19 protein-coding genes and 1 riboswitch are annotated in these 22,587 nt (G+C 67.2%); of the genes, 9 read left to right on the top strand and 10 right to left on the bottom strand.

The annotated features are described in order from the left end of the window. Nucleotides 1-270: 270 nt before the first annotated feature. On the bottom strand, nt 271-2,196 hold the full coding sequence (asnB, locus tag LQD00_RS15970; RefSeq protein ID WP_232718150.1) for an asparagine synthase (glutamine-hydrolyzing): 1,926 nt from the start codon (nt 2,194-2,196) through the stop codon (nt 271-273). A 332-nt stretch (nt 2,197-2,528) separates the two neighbouring features. On the opposite strand from asnB, the gene ctaC reads away from it, so the two are divergent. Both ctaC and LQD00_RS15980 read left to right on the top strand, forming a co-directional pair. After that, nucleotides 2,529-3,617: an aa3-type cytochrome oxidase subunit II gene (ctaC, locus tag LQD00_RS15975; RefSeq protein WP_119032663.1), complete on the top strand. Its 1,089-nt coding sequence runs from the start codon at nt 2,529-2,531 to the stop codon at nt 3,615-3,617. Between the two features lie 2 nt (nt 3,618-3,619). Beyond that, nucleotides 3,620-4,036: a cytochrome c oxidase subunit 4 gene (locus tag LQD00_RS15980; RefSeq protein WP_119032662.1), complete on the top strand. Its 417-nt coding sequence runs from the start codon at nt 3,620-3,622 to the stop codon at nt 4,034-4,036. Between the two features lie 92 nt (nt 4,037-4,128). Here the strand turns inward: LQD00_RS15980 and LQD00_RS15985 are convergent, their stop codons facing one another. The 5 genes from LQD00_RS15985 to ctaE all read right to left on the bottom strand — a co-directional run bounded on the left by LQD00_RS15985 (nt 4,129) and on the right by ctaE (nt 10,084). Further along, nucleotides 4,129-5,568 carry a bifunctional phosphatase PAP2/diacylglycerol kinase family protein gene (locus LQD00_RS15985; protein ID WP_174718339.1) on the bottom strand — a complete coding sequence of 480 codons (1,440 nt, stop codon included), beginning with the start codon at nt 5,566-5,568 and terminating at the stop codon, nt 4,129-4,131. Between the two features lie 168 nt (nt 5,569-5,736). Then, nucleotides 5,737-7,359: a cytochrome bc1 complex cytochrome b subunit gene (qcrB, locus tag LQD00_RS15990; RefSeq protein ID WP_119032661.1), complete on the bottom strand. Its 1,623-nt coding sequence runs from the start codon at nt 7,357-7,359 to the stop codon at nt 5,737-5,739. Continuing rightward, on the bottom strand, nt 7,356-8,513 hold the full coding sequence (qcrA, locus tag LQD00_RS15995; RefSeq protein WP_119032660.1) for a cytochrome bc1 complex Rieske iron-sulfur subunit: 1,158 nt from the start codon (nt 8,511-8,513) through the stop codon (nt 7,356-7,358). Before qcrA ends, qcrB begins: the two co-directional genes overlap by 4 nt. Further along, nucleotides 8,510-9,361: a cytochrome bc1 complex diheme cytochrome c subunit gene (qcrC, locus tag LQD00_RS16000; protein ID WP_119032659.1), complete on the bottom strand. Its 852-nt coding sequence runs from the start codon at nt 9,359-9,361 to the stop codon at nt 8,510-8,512. Before qcrC ends, qcrA begins: the two co-directional genes overlap by 4 nt. Before the next feature lie 111 nt (nt 9,362-9,472). Beyond that, a complete protein-coding gene (gene ctaE / locus LQD00_RS16005) occupies nt 9,473-10,084 on the bottom strand; it encodes an aa3-type cytochrome oxidase subunit III (RefSeq protein WP_119032658.1) in 612 nt (203 codons plus the stop codon). A 169-nt stretch (nt 10,085-10,253) separates the two neighbouring features. Here ctaE and LQD00_RS16010 point away from each other — a divergent pair, with 169 nt between their 5' ends. After that, nucleotides 10,254-10,751: a hypothetical protein gene (locus LQD00_RS16010; RefSeq protein ID WP_119032657.1), complete on the top strand. Its 498-nt coding sequence runs from the start codon at nt 10,254-10,256 to the stop codon at nt 10,749-10,751. 11 nt (nt 10,752-10,762) lie between these two features. Further along, a complete protein-coding gene (gene trpD / locus LQD00_RS16015; RefSeq protein ID WP_232718151.1) occupies nt 10,763-11,839 on the top strand; it encodes an anthranilate phosphoribosyltransferase in 1,077 nt (358 codons plus the stop codon). Here trpD and LQD00_RS16020 read toward each other — a convergent pair. Beyond that, on the bottom strand, nt 11,836-12,114 hold the full coding sequence (locus LQD00_RS16020; protein WP_005200119.1) for an Lrp/AsnC family transcriptional regulator: 279 nt from the start codon (nt 12,112-12,114) through the stop codon (nt 11,836-11,838). The genes trpD and LQD00_RS16020 overlap by 4 nt on opposite strands. Next, the gene (locus tag LQD00_RS16025) at nt 12,111-13,976 is read right to left on the bottom strand and encodes a DEDD exonuclease domain-containing protein (RefSeq protein ID WP_232718152.1); all 1,866 of its coding nucleotides are present in this window, start codon (nt 13,974-13,976) and stop codon (nt 12,111-12,113) included. The genes LQD00_RS16020 and LQD00_RS16025 overlap by 4 nt, the downstream gene beginning before the upstream one ends. A gap of 333 nt (nt 13,977-14,309) precedes the next feature. Here LQD00_RS16025 and LQD00_RS16030 point away from each other — a divergent pair, with 333 nt between their 5' ends. From LQD00_RS16030 to LQD00_RS16050, 5 genes are all read left to right on the top strand, one after another. Beyond that, entirely contained in the window at nt 14,310-14,540 is a 231-nt protein-coding gene (locus LQD00_RS16030; protein ID WP_232718153.1) for a hypothetical protein, read from the top strand. 107 nt (nt 14,541-14,647) lie between these two features. After that, nucleotides 14,648-14,878, top strand: a riboswitch (cyclic di-AMP (ydaO/yuaA leader). Between the two features lie 17 nt (nt 14,879-14,895). After that, nucleotides 14,896-15,579: a C40 family peptidase gene (locus LQD00_RS16035; RefSeq protein ID WP_006867824.1), complete on the top strand. Its 684-nt coding sequence runs from the start codon at nt 14,896-14,898 to the stop codon at nt 15,577-15,579. 197 nt (nt 15,580-15,776) lie between these two features. Beyond that, nucleotides 15,777-16,796, top strand: coding sequence for a C40 family peptidase (locus LQD00_RS16040; protein WP_232718198.1), 1,020 nt, complete (start codon nt 15,777-15,779; stop codon nt 16,794-16,796). 9 nt (nt 16,797-16,805) lie between these two features. Next, nucleotides 16,806-18,209 carry a gluzincin family metallopeptidase gene (locus LQD00_RS16045; RefSeq protein WP_232718154.1) on the top strand — a complete coding sequence of 468 codons (1,404 nt, stop codon included), beginning with the start codon at nt 16,806-16,808 and terminating at the stop codon, nt 18,207-18,209. Next, nucleotides 18,209-19,333 (top strand): glycosyltransferase family 4 protein, encoded by a 1,125-nt coding sequence (locus tag LQD00_RS16050; protein WP_232718155.1) that lies wholly within the window; start codon nt 18,209-18,211, stop codon nt 19,331-19,333. The genes LQD00_RS16045 and LQD00_RS16050 overlap by 1 nt, the downstream gene beginning before the upstream one ends. Before the next feature lie 299 nt (nt 19,334-19,632). Here LQD00_RS16050 and LQD00_RS16055 read toward each other — a convergent pair whose 3' ends face one another. Then, entirely contained in the window at nt 19,633-20,580 is a 948-nt protein-coding gene (locus tag LQD00_RS16055; RefSeq protein ID WP_232718156.1) for an NADP-dependent oxidoreductase, read from the bottom strand. A gap of 115 nt (nt 20,581-20,695) precedes the next feature. Next, complete coding sequence (locus tag LQD00_RS16060; RefSeq protein ID WP_232718157.1) at nt 20,696-22,504, bottom strand: AMP-dependent synthetase/ligase; 1,809 nt, start codon at nt 22,502-22,504, stop codon at nt 20,696-20,698. Nucleotides 22,505-22,587: the final 83 nt, after the last annotated feature.

Consider the following 22,587-nt stretch of genomic DNA (forward strand, 5'->3'; position numbering starts at 1 on the left):
CCTGAGCCTGAGCAGTCCCACCCGGCGCGACCCGAGCTCGGATGAAGGCTGTTGGGTACCAACCCGTTTGACCGCTAGGTAGAGCCCGCGCCAGGCACGACCCCGGCCGACCAACCACCACCAGCACCCGCACCCGGACCGCCCAACCAGGCCGCCCGGCAACACCCACACGCCCACACCCCACCACAGGACCCATTGACACAAACCCTCATAGGCTGCTCAGGCAGCGAAGGTTGCGTCGCGTTCGTTCGGATCGGGCAGCGAATGGGACTAGAGCCGGACCGGGTACGTGTGGTCGACGATGTCCGGCACGATCGTGCCCTCGACGAAGATGCCGTGCCAGATCATGAAGATCAGGACCGTCCACAGGCGACGGCTGTTGTCCACCACGCCTTCCCGATGCTCGTTGAGCATCGCGATGACCGCGTTCTTGTCGAAGATGTGGTCGGTCTGGCTCTTGGTGATCGTGTCGTGGGCCCAGTCGTACATCTCGGTGCCGGCCAGCCAGTGGCGGATCGGGACCGGGAAGCCGAGCTTCTTACGGTGCAGGACGTGCGCCGGGACGATCTGCTCGAGCGCCTTGCGCAGGGCGTACTTGGTGGTGCCGTGCGAGATCTTCTCGTCGTGGGGCAGGCGCTCGGCGACCGCGAAGACCTCGGGGTCGAGGAACGGCACGCGCAACTCGAGGGAATTGGCCATCGTGATCTTGTCGGCCTTGACCAGGATGTCGCCGCGCAGCCACGTGAAGAGATCGAGGTGTTGCATGCGGGCAACCGGGTCCCAGCCCTCGCTCATCGCGTAGATGGGCGCGGTGACGTCGGTGTGGGTCCACTCGGGGCGGTAATCACGCAGCACCGCGCGGAGTCGCGCGTCGTCGAAGCTGCGGGCGTTGCCGTAGTAGCGCTCCTCGAGCGTGAGCGAGCCGCGGTGGAGCAGGCTCTTGCCGCGGGTGCCCTCGGGGATGCGGTCGGAGATCTTGCCGGCCGCCCGCCGCAGCGGGCGGGGGAGACGGTCGAAGGCCGCGAGCGACAGCGGCTCCTTGTAGATGGTGTAGCCGCCGAACAGCTCGTCGGCGCCCTCACCAGACAGCACGACCTTGACGTGCTTGCGTGCCTCCGCGGCGACGAAGTAGAGCGGGACCAGGGCGGGATCGGCGACCGGGTCGTCGAGGTACCAGACGATCGACGGCAGCGCCTCGATGAACTCCGACGGTCCGACGACCTTGACGACGTGCTTCGCGCCGATCGCCTCGGCCGATTCGGCGGCGACGTCGACCTCGGAGTAGCCGTCGCGCTCGAAGCCGGTGGTGAAGGTGATCAGGTCGGGGTTGTGGCGGATCGCCAGCGCGGCGATGGCCGTCGAGTCGATGCCGCCGGACAGGAACGAGCCGACGGTCACGTCGGCGCGCATGTGCTTGGCGACCGAGTCCGCGAGGACGTCGGCGATCTCGTCATAACGCTTCTGGCGCGTGGCGTCGGTGACCGGCTTCACGCCGAACTGCGGCGTGAAGTAGCGGCGGATCGACAGCGGGCTGCCGGGGGAGGCGGTCGCGTGGCATCCCGACTCGAGTCGACGGATCGACGCGTGGATGGTCTCGGGTTCGGGGACGTACTGCAGCACGGTGTAGTGCTCGACGGCCCGTGGGTCCAGGTCCTTGGACAGTCCCACACGTTCGATGAGCTCCAGCAGCGACTTCTTCTCGCTGCCGAAGAGCAGTCCGCCCGGCCCCGATGCGACGAACAGCGGCTTGATGCCGAACGGGTCGCGCGCGAGGAACAGCGACCGGTTCTCGGTGTCCCAGATGGCGAAGGCGAACATGCCGCGGAGACGGCGAACGGCGTCGGGACCCCAGTGGTGGAAAGCCGCGACGATCGCCTCGCTGTCACCCTCGGTGCGGAAGACCGCGCCCTCGTTCTCGGCGAGCTCGGCGCGGATCTCCAGGTAGTTGTAGATCTCGCCGTTGAAGACCAGGGCGTAGCGGTCCGGGTTCTCCGGCGGACCCCAGCGCAGCGGCTGGTGGGAGTGCTCGATGTCGATGATCGAGAGCCGGTTGAAACCGAAGACGATGTTCTCGTCGTGCCAGGTGCCCGGCTCGTCGGGCCCGCGATGCCGCATGCAGTGCGAGGCCACCGCCACCGCGTCGACGACCTCGGCGGCCGTCCGGTCGGATGTCAGAAGGCCGAGCAGACCACACACGTTGGCTTCTCCCCAATCTCGTCGCGAGCACAGGTCCCGACGGGCGTCGGGTCGCGTCCGAGTATGCCTGAGCCACCAGCGGGATTCCGACCTGGAGGGCTCGGACACGACCGGATCAAACCCCAATCACGAAAGCTTCTCCCGGTTGGTCTACGCTGCGTAGTACTAGGTGCGAGACTCTCGTCGTGTGTCCACGGCGGGTACTCGCCCTTGCAGGTCATGTGGCATGCACTCACTGCGGCGCGAGGGCGCCGGTGAGCGAGCAGGAAGGCGTGAAATTGGCACACGGTGGACGGCCCCGAGCGCGGCGTGTCTCATCCGCGTCGCAGACGATGAAGCGACTGGGAATCGTCGTCGCTCTCGGACTCGGCGCACTGCTGATGTCGGGATGTGACGCCAATGAGGCGATGCGTTTCGGTTGGCCCGAGGGCATCACGCCCCAGGGTAAGAAGATGGTCGATCTCTGGACCTGGTCCGTCATCGCCGCACTCGTCATGGGCATTCTGGTCTGGGCCCTGATCTTCTGGACGATCACGTTCCATCGTGCGAACGACGCCAAGAAGGGCGTCTTCCCGCGTCAGACGGCGTACAACGTCCCGTTGGAGCTCACCTACACGGCGATCCCGTTCGTCATCATCGCGGTGCTGTTCTACTTCACCGTGATCGTGCAGAACGACGTCGAGGGCAAGAACGACGACTCCAAGGTCGTGGTCGATGTGACCGCGTTCCAGTGGAACTGGAAGTTCGGCTACAACAAGGTCATCTTCAGCGACGGGTCGACCTACGACGGCTTCGAGGCCGCGGGTAACCCGTTCCAGGTCCAGCAGCAGGCCGGCAAGGCCGTCGTCGAGCCCGAGGTCGAGGGTGAGCACGGTGGCGAGCTGCCCGGCCCCGCCGGCGGTCGTGACGACGACATCCGCGACTACCTGAAGTTCGACAAGATCGAGACCGTCGGCTCGTCGACGGAGATCCCCGTCCTCGTGCTCCCGACCGGCAAGCGCATCGAGTTCAACATCGCCTCGGCCGACGTCATCCACTCGTTCTGGGTACCGGAGTTCCTGTACAAGCGCGACGTCATGCCGTTCCCGAAGGAGAACTCGACCGACCCGATCTTCCAGATCGGCTCGATTGACCGGACCGGAGCATTCGTCGGCCGTTGCGCCGAGATGTGCGGTACCTACCACTCGATGATGAACTTCGAGGTCCGCGCGGTCTCGCCGGAGGACTTCGACAGCTACATCAAGTTCCGTCAGTCGAACCCCGAGGCCACCAACGCCGAGGCGCTCGCGTCGATCTGCCAGGCCCCGGAAGCCGTCACCACGGTTCCGTTCGACAGCCGACGCAAGTCCGACGGCTCGGTGACCGCATCCGGCAACCCGGATGACCCGACCCTCGCCAACTGCACCAAGAAGGAGAGCTGACGATGAAGATCGAAGCCCGTCTCTTCGAGATGTTGACAGCCTTCTTCGCGCTGACCGGTGTCGCGTACACCCTGTTCACCGCGTTCACCAGCAAGGGTATCGAGTGGGTCGGCGTCGTCGGCCTGTTCTTCGCCGCGGGCCTGACGCTCATCGCCGGCACGTTCTTCCGGTTCGTGTCGCGTCGCGTCGAGATCCGCCCCGAGGACTACGAGGATGCCGAGATCGAGGACGGCGCCGGCGAGCTGGGCTTCTTCAGCCCGCACTCCTGGTGGCCGATCCTGATCGCCCTGGGCGCCTCCACTTTCGCGGTCGGCTTCGCCACCGGGAACTGGTGGCTCGCGATCTTCGCGGCCGTGGCGATCATGGGCGCCGCCGCCGGACTCGTCTTCGAGTACCACGTCGGACCCGAGAAGCATTGATCGCTCGGTAGAACCAACACAGACGACGCCCCACCTCCACGGTGGGGCGTCGTCTTTTTGTCTGTGTCAGCGGCTGTCCGGGCCTCGGCGTCTCATCGCCGCACGGGGCCGTACACCTTGAGCCTGCGGTAGTCGACGCGGAAATGGGCGTCGGTGAAGCTGTCCTCGACCTCGCCGTCATGGGACACCGCCACGGGGCCGTCGACGGCGGTGAACCGGAACTCGGGGACCTGCATCTCGTGGTAGAGGCGCGAGCGCTCCAACCGGCCGGCGGCCAGCGCGCCCAGCAGGCGGAGGGTGGCCCAGCGGTGTCCGGTCTCCAGGATGCGCACGTCGAGCAGCCCGTCGTCGAGCCGTAGGCGGCGCGTGGGCAGAAAACCCGTGGGTTGGTAGATCGAGTTGCCGATCAGGAACAGGGATACGTCGAGGACCCGTCCGTCGACTTCGATACAGACGTGGGCGTCCTTGCGGATCACCCGGAAGATGGCGGTGGCCGTGGCGAGCGGACGGCTGATGCGATGCCGGAGTCGCTCCCGGATGCGCACGAAATGCGGGTACGCACCGATGCTCGCGGTGTTGAGGATCAGCCGGGAGTCGTTGAGCCACACCGCGTCGACGCGGGACACCGAACCCCTCGCGATGGCGGTGACGGTGTCTTCGACCGTGCTGCAACCGATGTCGCGTGCGAAGTGGTTGAAGGTGCCGGCGGGGAACACGGCGAGCGGCAGGTTCGCGTCGATGGCCACGCGCGCGGCGCCGGCGACTGTGCCGTCTCCGCCGGCGACCCCGACGATCGAAGCGCGAGTCGCGACATCAGCGAATACCGTGGCGACGTCGTCATCTTCGCCGAGCTCGACGATCTCGGCTCCGGGGAGTGACTCCCGGATGTCGTCGAGAACACGACGACCACGCCCGTCCGAGGAGGCCGGGTTCACCACCACGACGAGACCGGTGCCGTCGGGGCGGGGCTCGGCGTCGACGACCGTCGGGTCGGCGAGTGAGATGGACGGCCGGGTGATCGGCGGTACGACGCGAGTCCCCAATGTGGCGACCGTGGCACCGATCCCGAGCCCGACGAGGACATCCCCAGGGTAGTGGGCACCGGTCGCGACGCGGGAGAGTCCGACGAGGCCGGCCAGCGCCGACAGGAGAAGGCCTGCGGGCGGACTGTCAACGGCCACCCCCACCGCGAATGCTGCTGCGCTGGCGGAGTGTCCGGAGGGAAACGAGCTCGACGTCGGTTGCCGGCGTCCGCGGCGGGGGATCGGAATGAGGCCCGTAGACGGACGTGCACGGCGTCGAATCCGTTTGGCGCCCTGGTTGGTCACGAGACTGGTGACGGCCAGGGAGGCCACTCCTCGGGCGGCTCCCCGCTGCAGTGAGGGTCGGCCGGACACGGCCAGTCCGGCAGCGATCGCCATCCAGAGCTTCGAGTGATCGGCGGCATGAGTCAGCACCGGCATCGTCTTGTCCAGTAGCGGGCTCGGCGACCGGGCGATCGTGTCATAGATCTCGGAGTCGAGAGTGCCCATCCCGCGGGTGATCTGGGACAGGCCGGAACCACGATGACGTAACCGGCGCATGGTGTCCACCGTGCCACATCCGGTGGGGTAGGGGAGTGGTGGTGAACGGTGAGCGCACAAAGAAGCGGGCCGTCGTGCACCGGTTGGTGCGCGACGGCCCGCTTCTGTTGTGTGGAACTACTCGCCGAGGGGGTTGCCACCCTTGGCCTGGAGCTCGCGGAGAGCCTTGCGCTCTGCGGCTTCGAGCTCGTGCTCGGCCTCGACGTGACGCAGCTGCTCCTCCGGCGGGTCGGCGGTCAGGATCGAACCCGTACCCGGGGCACCTGCGGAGCCGAGCTTGTTCATTCGCTTCGGCAGTGCGACACCCTCGTAGGGGAGCGGGATCGGGTGACCGTGGCTGTCGACCGGGCCGAGCGGCTGGTGCAGCTCGATGTACTCACCCTGCGGCAGGCGCTTGATGATGCCGGTCTCGATGCCGTGTGCCAGGACCTCACGGTCGCTGCGCTGCAGCGAGATCGCCCAGCGGTAGGCGATGAAGTACACCACCGGCGGCAGGATGATCAGACCGATGCGGCCGATCCACGTCGTCGCGTTCAGCGAGATGTGGAACTTGAACGCGATGATGTCGTTCATGCAGGCCAGCGTGAGCAGGATGTAGAACGAGAACGCCATCGCGCCGATCGCCGTGCGCACCGGGGTGTCACGCGGACGCTGCAGCAGGTTGTGGTGAGCGTCGTCGCCCGTGAGCTTCTTCTCGATCCACGGGTAGGCGAACATCAGACCGAACATGATCGTGATGATCAGGACGACCCAGTTGGACATCACCACGGTGTAGTTGCCCAGGTACAGCTCCCATGCCGGGAACAGACGGATCAGACCGTCGGTCCATTGCATGTAGATGTCCGGCTGCGAACCTGCCGAGACCTGTGCCGGGTTGTACGGGCCGATGTTCCAGACCGGGTTGATCTGGAAGATGCCGGCCATGATGGCGAGCACACCGGTGACGAAGGCGAACATCGCGCCGCCCTTGGCCGCGAACACCGGCATGATCCGGACACCGACGACGTTCTTCTCGGTGCGGCCGGGGCCGGGGAACTGCGTGTGCTTCTGGTACCAGACGAGCGCCAGGTGGGCGCCGATCAGGGCCAGGATGATGCCCGGGAAGAGCAGGATGTGCAGCACGTACAGGCGCGGGATGATGATGTCGCCGGGGAAGTCCCCACCGAACAGCGCCCAGTGAATCCAGGTGCCCACGACCGGGATGCCGAGGACGATGCCACTCATGGCGGCGCGGACGCCGGTGCCCGAGAGCAGGTCGTCGGGGAGCGAGTAGCCGAAGAAGCCCTCGAACATCGCCAGCACCAGCAGGAGGCAGCCGATGATCCAGTTGGCCTCACGCGGGCGACGGAACGCACCGGTGAAGAAGATGCGCGCCATGTGGATGATGATCGACGCCGCGAACAGCAGGGCTGCCCAGTGATGGATCTGGCGGACGAACAGACCGCCGCGCACCTCGAAGGAGAGGTTCAGCGTGGTCTCGTACGCCTTGGTCATCATGACGCCGTTGAGCGGCTGGTAGGCGCCGTCGTAGACGATGTGCGTCATCGACGGATCGAAGAACAGCGAGAGGTAGACGCCCGAGATCAGCAGGATGATGAAGCTGTAGAGCGCGATCTCACCCAGCATGAACGACCAGTGGGTGGGGAACACCTTGTTGATCTGGCGACGCATACCCGCGGCGAGGTGATACCGCGAGTCGACTTCCTCGGCTTGTGCGCCGAGCTTTTCGGCGATGCTCATGACTTACGCTCCCAGAATGCCGGGCCGACGGGCTCGATGAAGTCGCCTGCCGCAACGAGGTAACCCTCATTGTTCACCGTGATCGGCAGCTGTGCGAGAGCGCGGGCGGCCGGTCCGAAGATCGGCTTGGCGTACTCGAGCGCATTGAACTGCGACTGGTGGCAGGGACACAGGATGCGGTTGCTCCGCTGTTCGTACAGCGAGGCGGGGCAACCGAGGTGGCTGCAGACCTTGGTGTAGGCGAAGTAGTCACCGTAGTTGAAGCTCTCCTGACCCTTGCGCTTGATGGCGTTGGCCGCGTCTTCGGGGCGGAGACGGATGAGCATGACGGGGTTGCGGACCTCGTGCAGGCTCTCCATGAGTGCGTGACGGGAGTGCTCGGTTTCGCCGAACCCGTTGGAACGACGCCACGGGAACACGGTCTCCATACCGCCGGCGTCGAGATCCTCGGGGCGGACCAGGGCGACCTGGTACGGGTTGCCCGTGTCGCGACGCAGGTAGATGGTCTCGTTCGGGTCTTCCTTCGAGTTGTAGATCGGCGACCAGCCCGAGTGCCACAGGGGAGCGTTCTCGCGCTCGGCCCACGGGTTCTTGATGAAGCCACCGAGGAAGGCGACGAGTCCGGTCAGCGCGAACGCGCCCAGACCGAAACCGGCCGAACCGATGATCATCTTGCGACGACCCAGGGTCGAGGTGGTCCCGGTGTCCTGGAGGAGTCCGACGATCGTCTTCTTGTCGACCTCGGACGAGCCACCGTCGTGGCGGTCCTGGACGGAGATCTCCGACGGGATGAACTTCTTGGTGAGCAGGATCAGCGCGACGCCGATGGCCAGCACCGACAGACCGAACGTCGCTCCGAGGAGCGGCGTGTTGAACGTGTACCACCAGTAGTTCGGATCGTCCGGAAGGGCGAATTCCCAATGGTTGAACAGGAAGATGCCGAGGCAGGCGAGCGCGGAGATGCCGGCGATCGTGAACCAGATCGCGACCTGGCGCTCGGCGCGCTTCTCGACCTTCGTACCCGGCTCGGCGTACCGCTCGGCCCGATGGATGATCTCGACGCCGTCGAGATTGGTACCGAGTTTGACGAGTTCCTCGGTGCTCATCTGATCCAGTTCGTCCCTCGACGGGACGTCCTTGTCACTGCCGCTCATGCTCGAGATCCCATCCACATGGCGCCTGCGACGATGGCGACGACGCCGACAAACCACATCACCATGCCCTCACTGACCGGCCCGAAGCCGCCCAGTCCGAGTCCGCCGCTGGGCTGAGCCTCGGTCACGTACTTGACGTAGGCGATGATGTCTTTCTTTTCATCCGGATTCAGCTGCCGGTTCGAGAACTTGGGCATGTTCTGCGGTCCGGTCAGCATCGCGGTGTAGATCTGCGCCTCGTCGACGCCGTCGAGCACGGGTGCGTACTTACCCGAGGACAGGGCGCCGCCACGACCGGTGAAGTTGTGGCACGACGCGCAGTTGAGGCGGAACAGCTCACTGCCTCGGCCGATGCTGTCGCCGCGGAGTGAACTCGAGGCGACCTCGCCGTTGGAGTCACGCGGGACCTGCGGTCCGCCGCCCTCGGCCTGGATGAAGGCGCCGAGCTGATCGATCTGCTCGGTGGTGAACTTGGCCGGCTTGCGCTGTGCCTGTGCCTCACCACGTGCGGCCGGCATACGACCGGTCGACACCTGGAAGTACACGGCGGCATCGCCGACGCCGAGCAGTGCGGGACCACGGTCGGGCACACCCTGCAGGTTCGCGCCGTGACAGGTGATGCACGAGGTCTCGTAGAGCTTGCGACCGTCGTTGATCATCGCGGCGTTGCTCTCGTCCGCCACCGCGACCTGGGGGTCCGGGGTCAGAACCGAGGCGAGCACACCGGCCATGACCAGACCGGCCAGGAGCACGATGGTGCCGCTTGCGCGTCGACGGAGCTTGCGTCGGGCCTTGGCGCGGCGGGCGTCGGTGCCGCTATCCGACGGTCGCGGTGGAGATGAACTCATCTGTGACTCTCTACTAAGCGGGACGGACTGTTTGTTAGAGCGATTTACGCTGTGCGTTCGACAGGCGAGGTGTGCTCTGCGGGGCTGGCCGCGCAGAGCGCGGGGTCGCCGTCATCGGATGAAGTAGATCGTGACGAACAGTCCGATCCAGACGATGTCGACGAAGTGCCAGTAGTAGGAGACAACGATTGCGGCGGTTGCCTGCGCCGGGGTGAACTTCGAGAGCTTCGTGCGGATGAGGAGGTAGACGAATGCCACCAGACCGCCGATGACGTGCAGGCCGTGGAAGCCGGTCGTCATGTAGAAGACGGAACCGTATGCACTCGACGACAGCGTCGTGCCCTCGTGCACCAGGTGGTAGTACTCGTACGCCTGGCCGCACACGAAGAACGTGCCCATCGCCAGCGTGATGACGTACCAGCGGCGGAGGCCGAAGACGTCACCTCGCTCGGCGGCGAACACGCCCATCTGGCAGGTCACCGAAGACAGAATCAGGACGGTCGTCACCGGTATGGCGAGACCGAGATTCAGCTCGGTTGGCTCCATGGGCCAGCCGACAGCGGAGTTGGCCCGGGCGACGAAGTACATCGCGAAGAGGCCAGCGAAGAACATGAGCTCACTGGACAGCCAGACGATCGTGCCGACGCTGACCATGTTGGGACGGTTCAGCGAATGGACGCGCGAGGTGATGGCTGTTCCTGAGGTACCTACGGCGCTTGTCACAAGTGAAGTATGACGGTTCGTAGTAAGCGGTGGCCACCCGGGTCGGATATTGGGGGCAGGTTTTTGTCCCGCTGCAGGTCGGGGGCCCTGTGTTGTCGACTCCGGCGTGTCCGCAGTCCCTGTTCGACGGCTCTGTTCGCGTCCTTCTCGCAGTGACTACGGTGAGGTCATGTCGAGTTCGGATTCCTCAGGTCCGCGCGACCTCAACGGGCGGGTCGTCGCCCGGGGTCGCCTGGCGCGCCTGCGATCCCGGTTGCGGGGCGGTGGCGGTGCCGGTCCGTTGGTTCTCACCGACGAGGTCGTGGTCGTCGCGGGTTCAGACGATGACGCGATCGCCTCGTCGACGGCCCTGGAGGCGTCGACGTGGCGACCAGAAGAAGAGGTCATCCTGCGTCACGATCTGGAGGTGCCCGCGGATCGGCTCGCCGACGCCGCCGCGGTGGCCGCGCTCGACGGGTACGAGGTGGTCGACGACGAGCGTTGGGGGTCGCAGCCGCAGGCCGTCGACGACCGGCTCGAGGTGCTCGTCCTGGCGCGTGTCCAGTTGCTCGACGCCATGCATCTGTCCCAGGAACGGTCCCGGATGGCGAGTCTGGGCTCCCGTCACGACGGAATTGCTCGCCGATGGTCTGTACTGCAGCGTCCGCCTGGCGGGGCAGGGCACTAGGCTCTCTGCCTGTGAGTACCGCACAGTCTGCCTTCACCTGGCCGCAGATCCTCGGCAAGATCACCGATCGCATCGACCTGTCCGCCGAAGAAGCCGGCTGGGCGATGAACGAGATCATGACCGACAGCGCCAGTGGCGCCCAGATCGCCGCCTTCGGTGTCGGCGTGAAGATGAAGGGCGCCGCGCCCGGTGAGCTCGTCGGCCTGGCGCAGGCGATGCTCGACCACGCCACTCTCGTCGAGGTGAGTCGTCCGGCGGTCGACGTGGTGGGTACCGGCGGCGACCGGTCGCACACCGTGAACATCTCCACGATGACCTCGATCGTGATCGCGGCCGCCGGTGTCGCGGTCGTCAAGCACGGCAACCGTGCAGCGTCGTCGAAGAGCGGCGGTGCCGACGTGCTCGAGGCGCTCGGGGTGGACATCACCCTGTCGGCTGACGCCGTCGCGCAGTGTGTGGACGAACTCGGCATCGGCTTCTGCTTCGCGCCGGTGTTCCACCCGGCCTTCCGGTTCACCGGGCCGCCGCGCAAGGAGATCGGCATCCCGACCGTGTTCAACGTGCTCGGACCACTCACCAACCCGGCACGCCCCAAGGCCGGCCTCATCGGCTGCGCCTTCTCCGACCTAGCCCCGGTCCTCGCCAGCGCCTTCGCCGACCGTGGCGGTTCGGCTCTGGTGGTACGCGGCGACGACGGCCTCGACGAACTCACCACGACCACGACGTCGACGGTGTGGCAGGTCGTCGGCGGCCAGGTGTCCCAGCTCAGCGTCGATCCGGCCGATCTGGGCATCGCGCGCGTCCAGTTGTCCGCGCTGCAGGGCGGCGATGCGGTGGCCAATGCTGCCATCGCCCGCGAGTTGTTCTCGGGCACAACAGGTCCCGTGCGCGACGCGGTGTTGCTGAACTCCGCCGGAGCGATCGTGGCGTTCGAACAGCAGGGTCCGATGACCTCGGCCGAGCTGACCGAGGCGCTCGGAGCGGCAAAGGATCGCGCCGCCGACGCCATCGACTCCGGGGCGGCGGCGACGCTGCTCGACCGCTGGGCGACGCTGAGCACCCAGCTGGGTTCGGCAGCCCGCGGCTAGTTCTCGCCGATGGAGAAGCCGCCCTCGACGTCCGAGCTGGAGTAGCTGCGGAACGCGATGTGGGTGGCGGACTTGAGCACTCCGGGCAAGCGGTTGATCTGCCCGGTCACCACCGACGCGATGTGCTCGTGGTCACGGACGCGGATCTTCGCGATGAGGTCGACGTCGCCCGCGCAGGAGTACACCTCTTCGACGCCGGCGATGTCGGCCACGGCCTGAGCGGTCTCCGGGATCTGGTGGATGTCGGCCTGGATGAGGACGATGGCAGTGATCATGGCGCAAGCCTAGTGGCCACGAGCTCGCGGATCGGCGAGCGCTGCGCGGCCCGTGGTGTCCGGTGCACCACCGCGCGGGCGTCGGAGCGGGCATCGCGTGCGGATTGCGACCAGCCGCGCCGGCGTTCGGCGCATCCCGCCGGGAGTGCCACCGGGTCGGTGGTGGACACGATCCGGGCCCCGGGCTCGGTCATCCACCGGTAGATCAGCGCCACCTCCTCCGCCGGAGCCCCGCGCAACGGCCCCGGCTCGGGGATGACGGTCTCGGCAGCGGCGACGAGCGCGTCGACGACCGGCATGGGGGAGACGCCTCGCCGGGCACGCCCGGCCGCCGCGAGCCGTCCGTGACGGACGACAGCGAAATGCCAGCCGCGTTCGTCGTCGGGACGGGCGATGACGATCTCGGCGATCGCGCACAACGCGGCCAGCCGCTGACATCGCGCCAGGGCGTCGATGGTCAGCGCGAGCCGGTCGCGGTGGCGGGCCGCGGTCTCGAACATCTGGGCCTCGGAGAGGTCGGCGAGGCGTGCGGTGAGGTCGTCGAGGAGATCGTCGGCCTCCCCGCGCATCAGCCGGCGGGCCGCGGTCACGCGCGGCAGGTAATCCGGGACGGTCTGCGGCTGCGCCGCGGCCGCGTGGCATCCGCCGGGCTGACGGACTCCGTCGGGCGTGGGGCACCAGTGGTATCCGGTGGCGCCGAGGCGTTTGGTGCACGTGCGGAGTCCGGCGGCCGCGGCGATGACGTCGGCCACCGTCGTCGCGTTGTTGCGGTTGCCCACCGGCCCGATGGACTCGTCCGTGGGTGTGCGGCTCACCTTGAGGCGGGGGAAACGCTCCTCGGTGAGCGTCACCCACCATCCCTTGTGGGGCTGTGTCGAACGCCGGTTGTAGGCCGGGGCGTGCGCGGCGAGCAGTCGGAGTTCGCGTACGGCCGCCTCGAGGGCGTGGGAACACTCGACGACGTCGACGCGCTCGGCCAGGAGGACCATCTCGGCGATACGGCGTCGGGGGTCGCTGCCGGAGAAGTAGGAACGGACGCGGCGTCGGAGGTCCACCGCGGTACCGACGTAGAGGACCTCGTTCGACGGCCCGCGGAACAGATAGACGCCCGGACGGGCGGGCACGCGGTCGGCCATCTGACGCTTGGCCCGCAGACGGGGATCGGTGCGCGGCAGATAAGAGGTGAGTTCCCCGACCGTCGAGATGCCCTGGTTCCCGACGCGTTCGAGGAGACGGTGGAAGACCTCGACCGTGGCACGGGCGTCGTCCAGGGCCCGGTGGGTGGGCCGGACGGAGACGTCGAAGAGTTCGGCCAGGGCGCTGAGCTTGACCGTGGGCGCCTCGTCGCGCGGCAGGATGCGCCGCGCCATCGTCACCGTGCAGAGACTCAGGCTGAAGGGCCAGTCCAGGTGGAGGCGGAGGGTGTTCTGTCGTAGGAAACCCATGTCGAAGCGCGCATTGTGGGCGACCAGGATCGAGCCGCGGGCGAACTCGAGGAACGCCGGCAGCACGGATTCGATCCGGGGTGCGTCGGTGACCATCGCAGTCGTGATCCCGGTGAGCGTGACGATCTGCGGAGGGATGGCTCGGCCCGGATCGACGAGGGTGGCGAACTCGCCGATCACCTCGCCGCCGCGGATCTTCACCGCACCGATCTCGGTGATGCGGTCGTCTGTCGGGCTGGAACCCGTCGTCTCGAGGTCGACGACGACGAGGGTGGTGTCGAACAGGGCGCGATCGCTGAACTCGCTCGCGATGGCGTCGCCGTCGGTGGCCTGGTCGGCGGCCTCGAGGTCGGCGAAGGTCAGTTGTCCCGCGGTCACCTGTCCTGTGGCTGCACCGCCACCATCCCTGCGCGTCACGAGGCGAACACTAGTTCGACGCACCGACACGGCGGATGTGACACCCCGATCGATCGTTCCGTTTCGGTTCGAGGGGTGCGGCAGGGGTGTCGGCCGACGTCGCCTGTTACTGGTGTGACGCATGTGTCGAACAGTGTGCGAACGAGTTTGTCGGTGGTGGCCCCTAGTCTCCACCTCGAAGTGAGAGATCGACGCCGACGGCGCCGAATCTGCCCGCCGTGACCCGCCCGATTCGGAGTTCAAACCCCTCCGACGGCCAGATGAGATGGAGATCACACGATGCATGTTGACTGCGCGACCTGTCCGGCCCGCCCCGTCGCCTGTGACGGGTGCATGATGACAGTGCTTTTCGGCGGCCCGAACTGGGACGATGCACCTGGTGAAAGTGGAGCTTCGGTAACGGTGCAGGCCCTCGACGACGATGCGGAACTGGACCTTGCGATCGATGTTCTGCAGTCTGCTGCAATGGTCACCAGTACTGCTGCACGATCTGCAAGAACTGCGAAAACCGCACGTCAGAAGCCATTTCGAGTCATCTCGTCGACCGAGCTCCGCGCGGGCTGAAAATCGGTGGCGAACTGCGTGTCCGTTGCCTAGTGGACACAGCGCCGACGATTTCGTAACCTTTCTGAGACCTTTGCGGAGCGTCCCGCTTCAACAGAAGTGGTCCGCCAAAGTCACCGCTCAATCGCCCGCACGGGCGAACCGGGGAACCACTTACTTCGGGCAGCGTGGTCAGGCGTGTCATCACTGACATGACCTGGCGAAACTGTCCCGATCGGGGTGAATCGCGTCAACGCGCAACAGTGTCCTTCTGGGATACGGCTGTGCCGAAAACGTGTAGGGCCACTCTTCCGGCCCGAACCCGACAGCTAACTCGGTCGGCGGTACAGGGAGAAACTGAAGGAGAACTCGCTTCGTGCCCAAACATCGTTTGGAACAGCCCAATCGTGGGAGCAAGGTTGCCAAGAAGGCGGTGATCGCTGGATCGATCACGCTCGGTTCGCTCGCTGCCGCGGCCGGCCCTGCTCTCGCAGCCCCGGTCGAGACCCCGCTCGGAACCTTCGAGATCCCGGCCCTGCCCGGTGAGAAGAAGGCTCCGGAAGCCGCCCCCGCGCCCAAGCCTGTCGCGAAGAAGTCGCCGGCTGCCACGGTCGAGATCCCCAACGTCGGCCAGTTCACCATCCCGGGTATCGGCCAGAACCAGATCCCGCAGCAGTTCCGTCCGCACGGTGGCGCCCCCCTCGGGCAGCCCCAGCTGACCGCCGGTCAGAAGGCCGTCAAGGCTGCGGAGAGCAAGATCGGCTCGCCCTACTCCTACGGTTCGGCCGGCCCCAACGCCTTCGACTGCTCGGGTCTCGTCTACTGGTCCTACAAGCAGGCCGGCAAGACCATCCCCCGTGACAGCTACGGCCAGCTCGGCGGCGGTCGCGCGGTCTCCTACAGCGAGGCCAAGCCCGGCGACGTGATGATCTTCAACGGTGGCGGCCATGCCGGCATCTACGTCGGAAACGGACAGTTCGTCCACTCCTCGACCTACGGCACGCCCGTGAAGCGTGACGCCGTCAAGGAATGGCAGCTCACCGGTATCCGGCGGTACTGATATCAACTGAACAAGAGCATCAGGAGAGGGCGGGTCGCGAGCTTTGTGCGATCCGCCCGATCCAGTCTCGGGGGCCATCGGGGGATGACAGGGTGGTCCGCGGGGGAGGAACGAAGCGGTAGAGGAGTGACTGAACCGTGCTTTCCGGGGAGGGACTAGTGAACGCGACGCGTCTGCGCGCTCGATCGGGCCCGATGATGCTCGCCGTGTGTCTGCTGGCGGCGATGGTGACGGTGGTCCCGCTGACGACCGGCGGTGTCGGTCAGGCTCAGGCCGCGCCCGCGCGATCGGCCGATCAGCTTCTCGATCGTTACAAGCAGCTCGGCACCGAGGCCGAGAAGACCACCGAGGCGATGCACAACGCCAAGATCGAGTACGACAAGCAGCGCTCCATCGTCGCTCAGGCGAAGCGAGCCGCGGCCGACGCCCAGCGCAAGCTCGACATCAGCCGTGAACAGCTCGCCTCCTACCAGGCCAGGGTCGACTCCATCGTGCGTGCCAGCTACCAGGGCGCCCGTGTCAGCGGGCTCTACGCCGTGATGGTCAGCGACTCGCCGCAGGCGCTGCTCGACCAGATGTCGGGACTCGACATGATCTCGCGGCAGGCCGCTTCCGACCTGACCGCCATCAAGAAGGTCCGCGCCCGCACCGCGGCCGCCAAGAAGGACGCCGACCAGACCGCACTAGCGGCGTCGGAGGCCGTCTCGCGCGCCGAACGTGTCCGCGGAGACCTCCAGACCAAGCAGGCCGACCTGCAGATGCAGGCGATCCAGATCCGCGCGATCTACCAGTCGATGACCGGCAAGCAGCTCGCCGCCCTGCGCGGACCGAAGTTCGACTTCGACCCGCGGATCGTCCCCAAGGGCACCGCCGCCGCGCTCGTCGCCGTGCAGGCCGCTCTCACCCGCATCGGTGATCCGTATGTGTGGGGTGCGACCGGACCGAGCTCGTTCGACTGCTCGGGTCTGATGGTGTGGGCCTACAAGCAGGCCGGCAAGACCATCCCGCGGTCGAGTGAGGCGCAGATGGCCGGCGGTAAGCCGGTGTCCCGCGAGGACCTCAAGGCAGGTGACCTCGTCATCTACTACCCGGACGCCCACCACGTCGGGATGTACGTCGGTGACGGATACGTCATCCACGCCTCGACCTTCGGTGTCCCGGTCAAGGTCGTCCCGCTCGACGAGGCCGGTCCGTTCAACTCCGGCCGTCGGTTCTAGACTCCTCTGGTGGTTTCACTCCGCGGGCGTTGGCGCCCGACGCTCGCGTCCGCGGTGGTGCTGCTCGTCGGTGTGACCACCGGATGCGGCGGTCAGGAGCCGTCCACGGCCGACGGGTCGACCTCCCGTGGCACCTCCACGACGACCTCGACGCCGGCCAACCCTTACGAGCAGCAGCGCGCCGAAGGTGTGACACGCCTGCTCGACGACCTCACCGGGACCATCACGTCCGGGAACGTGCAGAAGATCGGGTCGTTGCTCGACGATGCGGCGACCCCGGCGTTCACGAGCCGGTGGGTCACCGCGGCCGAGAACTTCCGTCCCCGGCAGTTCGCGCGCGGTGACTCCGACGGTCGGTTGAAGTTCGCTCGATTCCGCTACCAGCTGGCCCCCACGGAGGAGGCCGAGACACTGGTACCGGCCGATGTGCAGGGTCTCCTCGACGCGAACGGCAGTTCGGACGCCTGGGTGGCACCGGTGGAGTTGCGGTACGCCCTCGGCGGTGAACGTGCACCCGGTGTCGACGAACCCGAGGTCGTCGTGACGACCCAGTTCGTGGTCGCCCGCTACGGCGACGAGTGGAAGCTCGTCGGCGACACCGCAGCACTCGGCGAGAAGCCGACCCCCACCCAGTTGTGGGAACTGCCTGGACTCTCCGTCTCCGACGTCGCCACCGCCGGTGGGACGTCGGTGATCACCCGCTACCTCCGTACCAGCCCGGCGGCGGCGAACCTGCCCGACCTGCTGCCCGACGCCGTCGACGCGGTGAGCGACTTCTGGGGGGATTCGTGGGATCGGCGCGCCGTACTGGTGACCACCTCGAACGGGGACGAGTTCGCCGATCTCGTCACGCATGACGGCGGCGCGATCGGTGCGGCGGCCGCGGCAACCGTCTACAGCCGGGTGGACTTCGCCCGGCGTACCGCCATCGGTCAGCGTGTGGTCTTCACCCCGGCCGCCGACGACCTGGCCCCGCCGACACTCGACGTCGTGCTGCGCCACGAACTCACCCACGTCGCAGCCCGTTCGCAAACGGCGCTCGACGCCCCGCTCTGGATCACCGAGGGCGTGGCCGAGTACGTCGGCCGCAAGGGCACATACCGTCGTCTCGCCGACGCCGCACCCGATCTGACCGAGGCGGTCCGGGCGGGGAACACGCCGACCGCGCTGCCCGACGATGCGGCCTTCGCGATGGATGGGCAGACCTCGCAGCTCGCTTACCAGAGCGCATGGTCGATGGCCGCCTACATCGCCGACCGTTACGACGAGGCGCGTCTGAAGAGGTTCTATCTCGGGGTCGCGGCGACCGCCGACCCGACTCGCCAGGACGCCGCCATCCGGGCTGCGCTCGGTGTCAGCCGCGACGAGCTCATCACCGGATGGGGTCGATGGCTCGACGGGCAGGTCGGCTGATGGCGCGAACCCTGTTGATCACCAATGACTTTCCGCCCCGACCGGGTGGTATCCAGTCGTACCTGCAGAACCTGGTCGATCTCCTCCCGCCGGAGGACATCGTCGTCTACGCGCCACGGTGGCGCGGCCGATCGCACATCGACTTCGACGCCGAGGTGCCCTACCGGGTGTACCGCCATCGCACGACGCTGATGCTGCCGACCCCGTTCGTCGCCCGGCGTGCAGCGGAAATCGTTCGGCGCGAGCAGATCTCGACCGTCTGGTTCGGCGCGGCCGCACCGCTGGCCGTCCTCGCGCCCGCGATGCGGCGCGCCGGTGCGCAGCGCATCCTCGCGAGTACGCACGGTCACGAGGTCGGCTGGTCGATGCTCCCCGTCGCGCGTCAGGTGCTGGGCCACATCGGCCGCCACACTGACGTGATCACCTTCGTCAGCCGGTACACCCGAGGTCGATTCGCGTCGGCCTTCGGTGCGCACGCGGCACTGGAGTACCTGCCGCCCGGCGTCGACGTCGCCCGCTTCTCGCCCGATCCTGTTCTGCGACAGAAGTTCCGGGACCGCCACGAGCTGGGGGACCGGCCGACGATCCTGTGCCTGTCGCGTCTCGTGCCGCGCAAGGGGCAGGACGTGCTGATCCGGGCGCTGCCGCTGATCCGCCGAACGATGCCCGACGCCGTCCTCGTCATCGTCGGCGGAGGGCCGTACGCGGAGAAGCTGCATGCGCTCGCGGCCCGGATCGGCGTCGAGGACCACGTGATCTTCACCGGATCGGTTCCTGCCGAAGAACTCTCGGCATACCACAACATTGCCGACGTCTTCGCGATGCCGTCCCGCACACGCGGGGGAGGGCTCGACGTCGAAGGCCTCGGGATCGTCTACCTCGAGGCGTCGGCCACGGGTGTGCCGGTGGTCGCCGGCCTGTCGGGCGGAGCGCCAGAGACGGTCGTCGAGGGGGTCACCGGCACGACGGTCGACGGCACCGACGTCGACGCCGTCGCGATGGCGATCCTGTCGATCCTGGGTGACCGAGCAGCCGCCGCCGAGATGGGCGCCGCCGGACGGCGTTTCGTCGTCGGCAACTGGCAATGGAGTCAGATGGCCGCCCGGCTGCGGCAGTTGCTCTGAGTCTCTGAGCGCTTCCGGGCCTGAAATGCGCCCCCGAAATCCACCCCTGAAATGCGCCCCTGCTTTCCGCCCAGCGCAGAAATGCGCCCCGGAAAAGCGCCCTCCTCAGCGCCGCCGGCGACATATCGCTCGCGGTGCTGCGCTGGAGGGTCGTTCCCAGGGGTGCATTTCAGTCCGGGGCGCAAACCAGGGGCGGTTTTCGGGGGCGCTTTTCGGACCGGGGCGCAAACCAGGGGCGGATTGCAGGGGCGCTTTTCAGCGGGGTCGACGCCCCGGCCCGGCGGCCGGGAGTGAGGCGCTTACACCTCGGCCGACACCCGCACGACGATCTTCCCTCGCACGTGCCCGGACTGGCTGCGCTCGTGGGCTGCGGAGGCGTCGGGCAGGTCGAAGACCTCGGCGATCTCCGGCTTCAGGTCGCCGGCGTCGCCGAGCCGGCCGAGTTCGGCGAGATCCGCCGAGTCGGGTCGGACCCAGACGTATTGGCCCCCGAACTCGTCACGCGCCCGTGGGTCGATGATCGAGGCGACCGTGCCGCCGTCGCGGAGGACGTCCGGCACCGAGTCGATGGCGTCACCGCCGACGTAGTCGAGGACGACGTCGACACCGTCGGGCGCGAACTCGCGCACCCGGTCGGCCAGACCGTCGCCGTACGTGGTGGGCTCGGCGCCGAGGCTGCGCAGGTAGTCGTGATTGGTCTCGGAAGCGGTGCCGATGACCCGTGCGCCCAGCGACCGTGCGATCTGGACCGCGAACGATCCGACACCACCGGCGGCGGCATGGACCAGCACGGTGTGCCCCGATTGCACCCCTGCCCGTCGAATGGTCTGGTACGCCGTCAGTCCGGCGAGCGGAACGGCGGCAGCTTCCTCGAACGACCAGCCGGCCGGCTTGTGGGCGAGCGTCCGGACCGGCGCGGAGACGAGATCGGCGAACGTACCGCCGGCTACCTCGCCGCCGACGAGGTCCTTGCGGACGTATCCGAACACCTCGTCGCCGACCTCGAACTCGGGAGTGTCCAGACCGACCTGTTCGACGACGCCCGCGACATCCCAACCCGGGACGACCGGGAACACGGTGTCCAGGACCTCGGCGAGGTGGCCCTCCCGGACCTTCCAGTCCACCGGGTTGACGCTCGATGCGCGCACTCGGACCAGGACGGAGTCGGGTCCGACCTTGGGGGTGGGGAGGTCGGTGATCTCCAGGACTTCAGGGCCGCCGAAGCGGCTGTAGGTGATTGCTCGCATGGTGGCACCAACGGGTGCCCGGACGCATTGATTCCTTGGCCGGCCCGCCGGTGCCGGGAATCGAACGCCCCGACACCCCGTCAGAACGACGCCCCCGGGAGGGCGCCGCCGCGGTTCACCGCTGGTAGATCGCCTCGATGTCGCCGGAGAACTTCTCGACCACCACGTTGCGCTTGACCTTGAGGGTGGGAGTCATCTCACCGGTCTCCTCGGTGAAGTCCGACGGCAGGATGCGGAACTTCTTGATCCCCTCGGCGCTCGAGACGGTCTTGTTGGCCGAGTCGACGGCAGCCTGGACCTCGGCGAGGAGTTCGGCGTCGTCGATGAGGTCGGCGACGGTGGCATCGGCGGGTTTGCCGCTGCGCTCCTTCCACGCGGGGAAGGCCTCCGGGTCGATGGTGATGAGGGCGGCCACGAAGGGCTTCGCGTCGCCGACGACCATCGCCTGCGAGATGAGGGCGTTGGCGCGGATGACGTCCTCGAGGCCGGCGGGGGAGACGTTCTTGCCGCCCGCGGTCACGATGAGTTCCTTCTTGCGGCCGGTGATGGTGATGAAGCCGTCGGCGTCGACGGTGCCGAGATCGCCGGTGTGGAACCAGCCGTCGACGATGGCGGAGGCCGTCGCCTCCGGGTTCTGCCAGTACTCGGAGAACACGACGCCGCCCTTGAGGAGGATCTCGCCGTCCTCGCCGAGCCGGACGGTGTTGCCCGACAACGGCTTTCCGACGGTGCCGATCTTCCACGCCGACGGGGTGTTCACGCTGAACGCGGCGGTGGTCTCGGTGAGGCCGTAGCCCTCGAAGACCGGGATGCCGACGCCGGAGAAGAAGTGGCCCAGGCGCGCACCGAGCGGTCCGCCGCCGGAGATCGCCATGCCGCACTCGCCGCCCAGGGCGGTGCGCAGCTTCTTGTAGACCAGAGCGTCGAACACGGCGTGCTTGGCCTTGAGGACGAGACCGATCTGGCCCTTCTCGCGCGCCTCGGAGTAGGAGATCGCGGTCTCGGCGGCGACGTCGAAGATCTTGCCCTTGCCGTCGTCGTGGGCCTTCTGGCGAGCCGAGTTGTAGACCTTCTCGAACACGCGCGGCACGGAGAGGATGAGCGACGGCTTGAAGACCGCGAACTCGTCGACGAGGGTCTTGATGTCGCTGGTGTGGCCGACCTCGGCACCGGCCTCGATGGCGACGAGGGTGATCGCGCGGGCGAGGACGTGGGCGAGGGGCAGGAACATCAGCAGACGCTTGTGGTCCCGGTTCATGAGGTCGTCGAGAATGTCGCCGGCGAGGATCGCCTTCATCTCCGAGAGCATGTTCGAGTGGGTGAGGATGCACCCCTTCGGCCGGCCCGTGGTGCCCGAGGTGTAGATCAGGGTGGCGGGGTCGGCGGCGCCAAGGGTCGCACGGCGCTTGCCCACCTCGTCGTCGTGGACGTCGGCACCGGCTGCGGTGAGTTCGTCGACGGCGCCCGGCCCGTCGGTGCGGTCGATCTGGAAGACCGTGACCGGCTCGGTGAGCGAGTCGATGGATTCGAAGGCGGCGCGGTGGCCGTCATCCTCGAGGACGATCGCGACGGCGCCGGAATCGCGGAGGATCCACTCGATCTGACTTGCCGAGGACGAATCGTAGATCGGCACCGGGATCGCCCCGGCCGACCAGATGGCGAAGTCGAAGAGGTTCCACTCGAGACGGGTGCGCGAGAGGAGTGCGACGCGGTCACCGGGGTTGATGCCGGAGGCGATCAGGCCCTTGGCGATCGACGAGATGCGTGCTGCGGCATCGGCGGCCGTGATGGGAGCCCACTCATCGCCCTGCTTCTGGCGGAACACGACGTGCTGAGGTGATCGCTGAGCCAGGTTGAAGATGATGTTCGTGCAGTTCTCGTCGTCGGCGATCGAGAACTTCGCTGGCACGCTGTACTCACTCATCGTGGTTACCCTCCAGTAGATGCCGTTCAGCCGATCGTATCCCTGCAGCAAATCGCGACGATCACCCACTGCCGTTCGGGTGC

This window comes from Gordonia metallireducens (genome assembly GCF_021245825.1).
Taxonomy (GTDB): Bacteria; Actinomycetota; Actinomycetes; order Mycobacteriales; family Mycobacteriaceae; genus Gordonia; species Gordonia namibiensis.

Excerpts from the sequence above, each read along its gene's own strand:
- LQD00_RS16020 (WP_005200119.1), bottom strand. The coding sequence starts at position 12,114 with ATGATCACTGCCATCGTCCTCATCCAGGCCGACATCCACCAGATCCCG.
- LQD00_RS15985 (WP_174718339.1), bottom strand. The coding sequence starts at position 5,568 with ATGGGCACTCTCGACTCCGAGATCTATGACACGATCGCCCGGTCGCCG.
- qcrA (WP_119032660.1), bottom strand. The coding sequence starts at position 8,513 with ATGAGCGGCAGTGACAAGGACGTCCCGTCGAGGGACGAACTGGATCAG.
- LQD00_RS16060 (WP_232718157.1), bottom strand. The coding sequence starts at position 22,504 with ATGAGTGAGTACAGCGTGCCAGCGAAGTTCTCGATCGCCGACGACGAG.
- LQD00_RS16010 (WP_119032657.1), top strand. The coding sequence starts at position 10,254 with ATGTCGAGTTCGGATTCCTCAGGTCCGCGCGACCTCAACGGGCGGGTC.
- LQD00_RS16030 (WP_232718153.1), top strand. The coding sequence starts at position 14,310 with ATGATGACAGTGCTTTTCGGCGGCCCGAACTGGGACGATGCACCTGGT.
- LQD00_RS15980 (WP_119032662.1), top strand. The coding sequence starts at position 3,620 with ATGAAGATCGAAGCCCGTCTCTTCGAGATGTTGACAGCCTTCTTCGCG.
- LQD00_RS16050 (WP_232718155.1), top strand. The coding sequence starts at position 18,209 with ATGGCGCGAACCCTGTTGATCACCAATGACTTTCCGCCCCGACCGGGT.
- qcrB (WP_119032661.1), bottom strand. The coding sequence starts at position 7,359 with ATGAGCATCGCCGAAAAGCTCGGCGCACAAGCCGAGGAAGTCGACTCG.
- LQD00_RS16040 (WP_232718198.1), top strand. The coding sequence starts at position 15,777 with ATGCTCGCCGTGTGTCTGCTGGCGGCGATGGTGACGGTGGTCCCGCTG.
- qcrC (WP_119032659.1), bottom strand. The coding sequence starts at position 9,361 with ATGAGTTCATCTCCACCGCGACCGTCGGATAGCGGCACCGACGCCCGC.
- ctaC (WP_119032663.1), top strand. The coding sequence starts at position 2,529 with ATGAAGCGACTGGGAATCGTCGTCGCTCTCGGACTCGGCGCACTGCTG.
- LQD00_RS16055 (WP_232718156.1), bottom strand. The coding sequence starts at position 20,580 with ATGCGAGCAATCACCTACAGCCGCTTCGGCGGCCCTGAAGTCCTGGAG.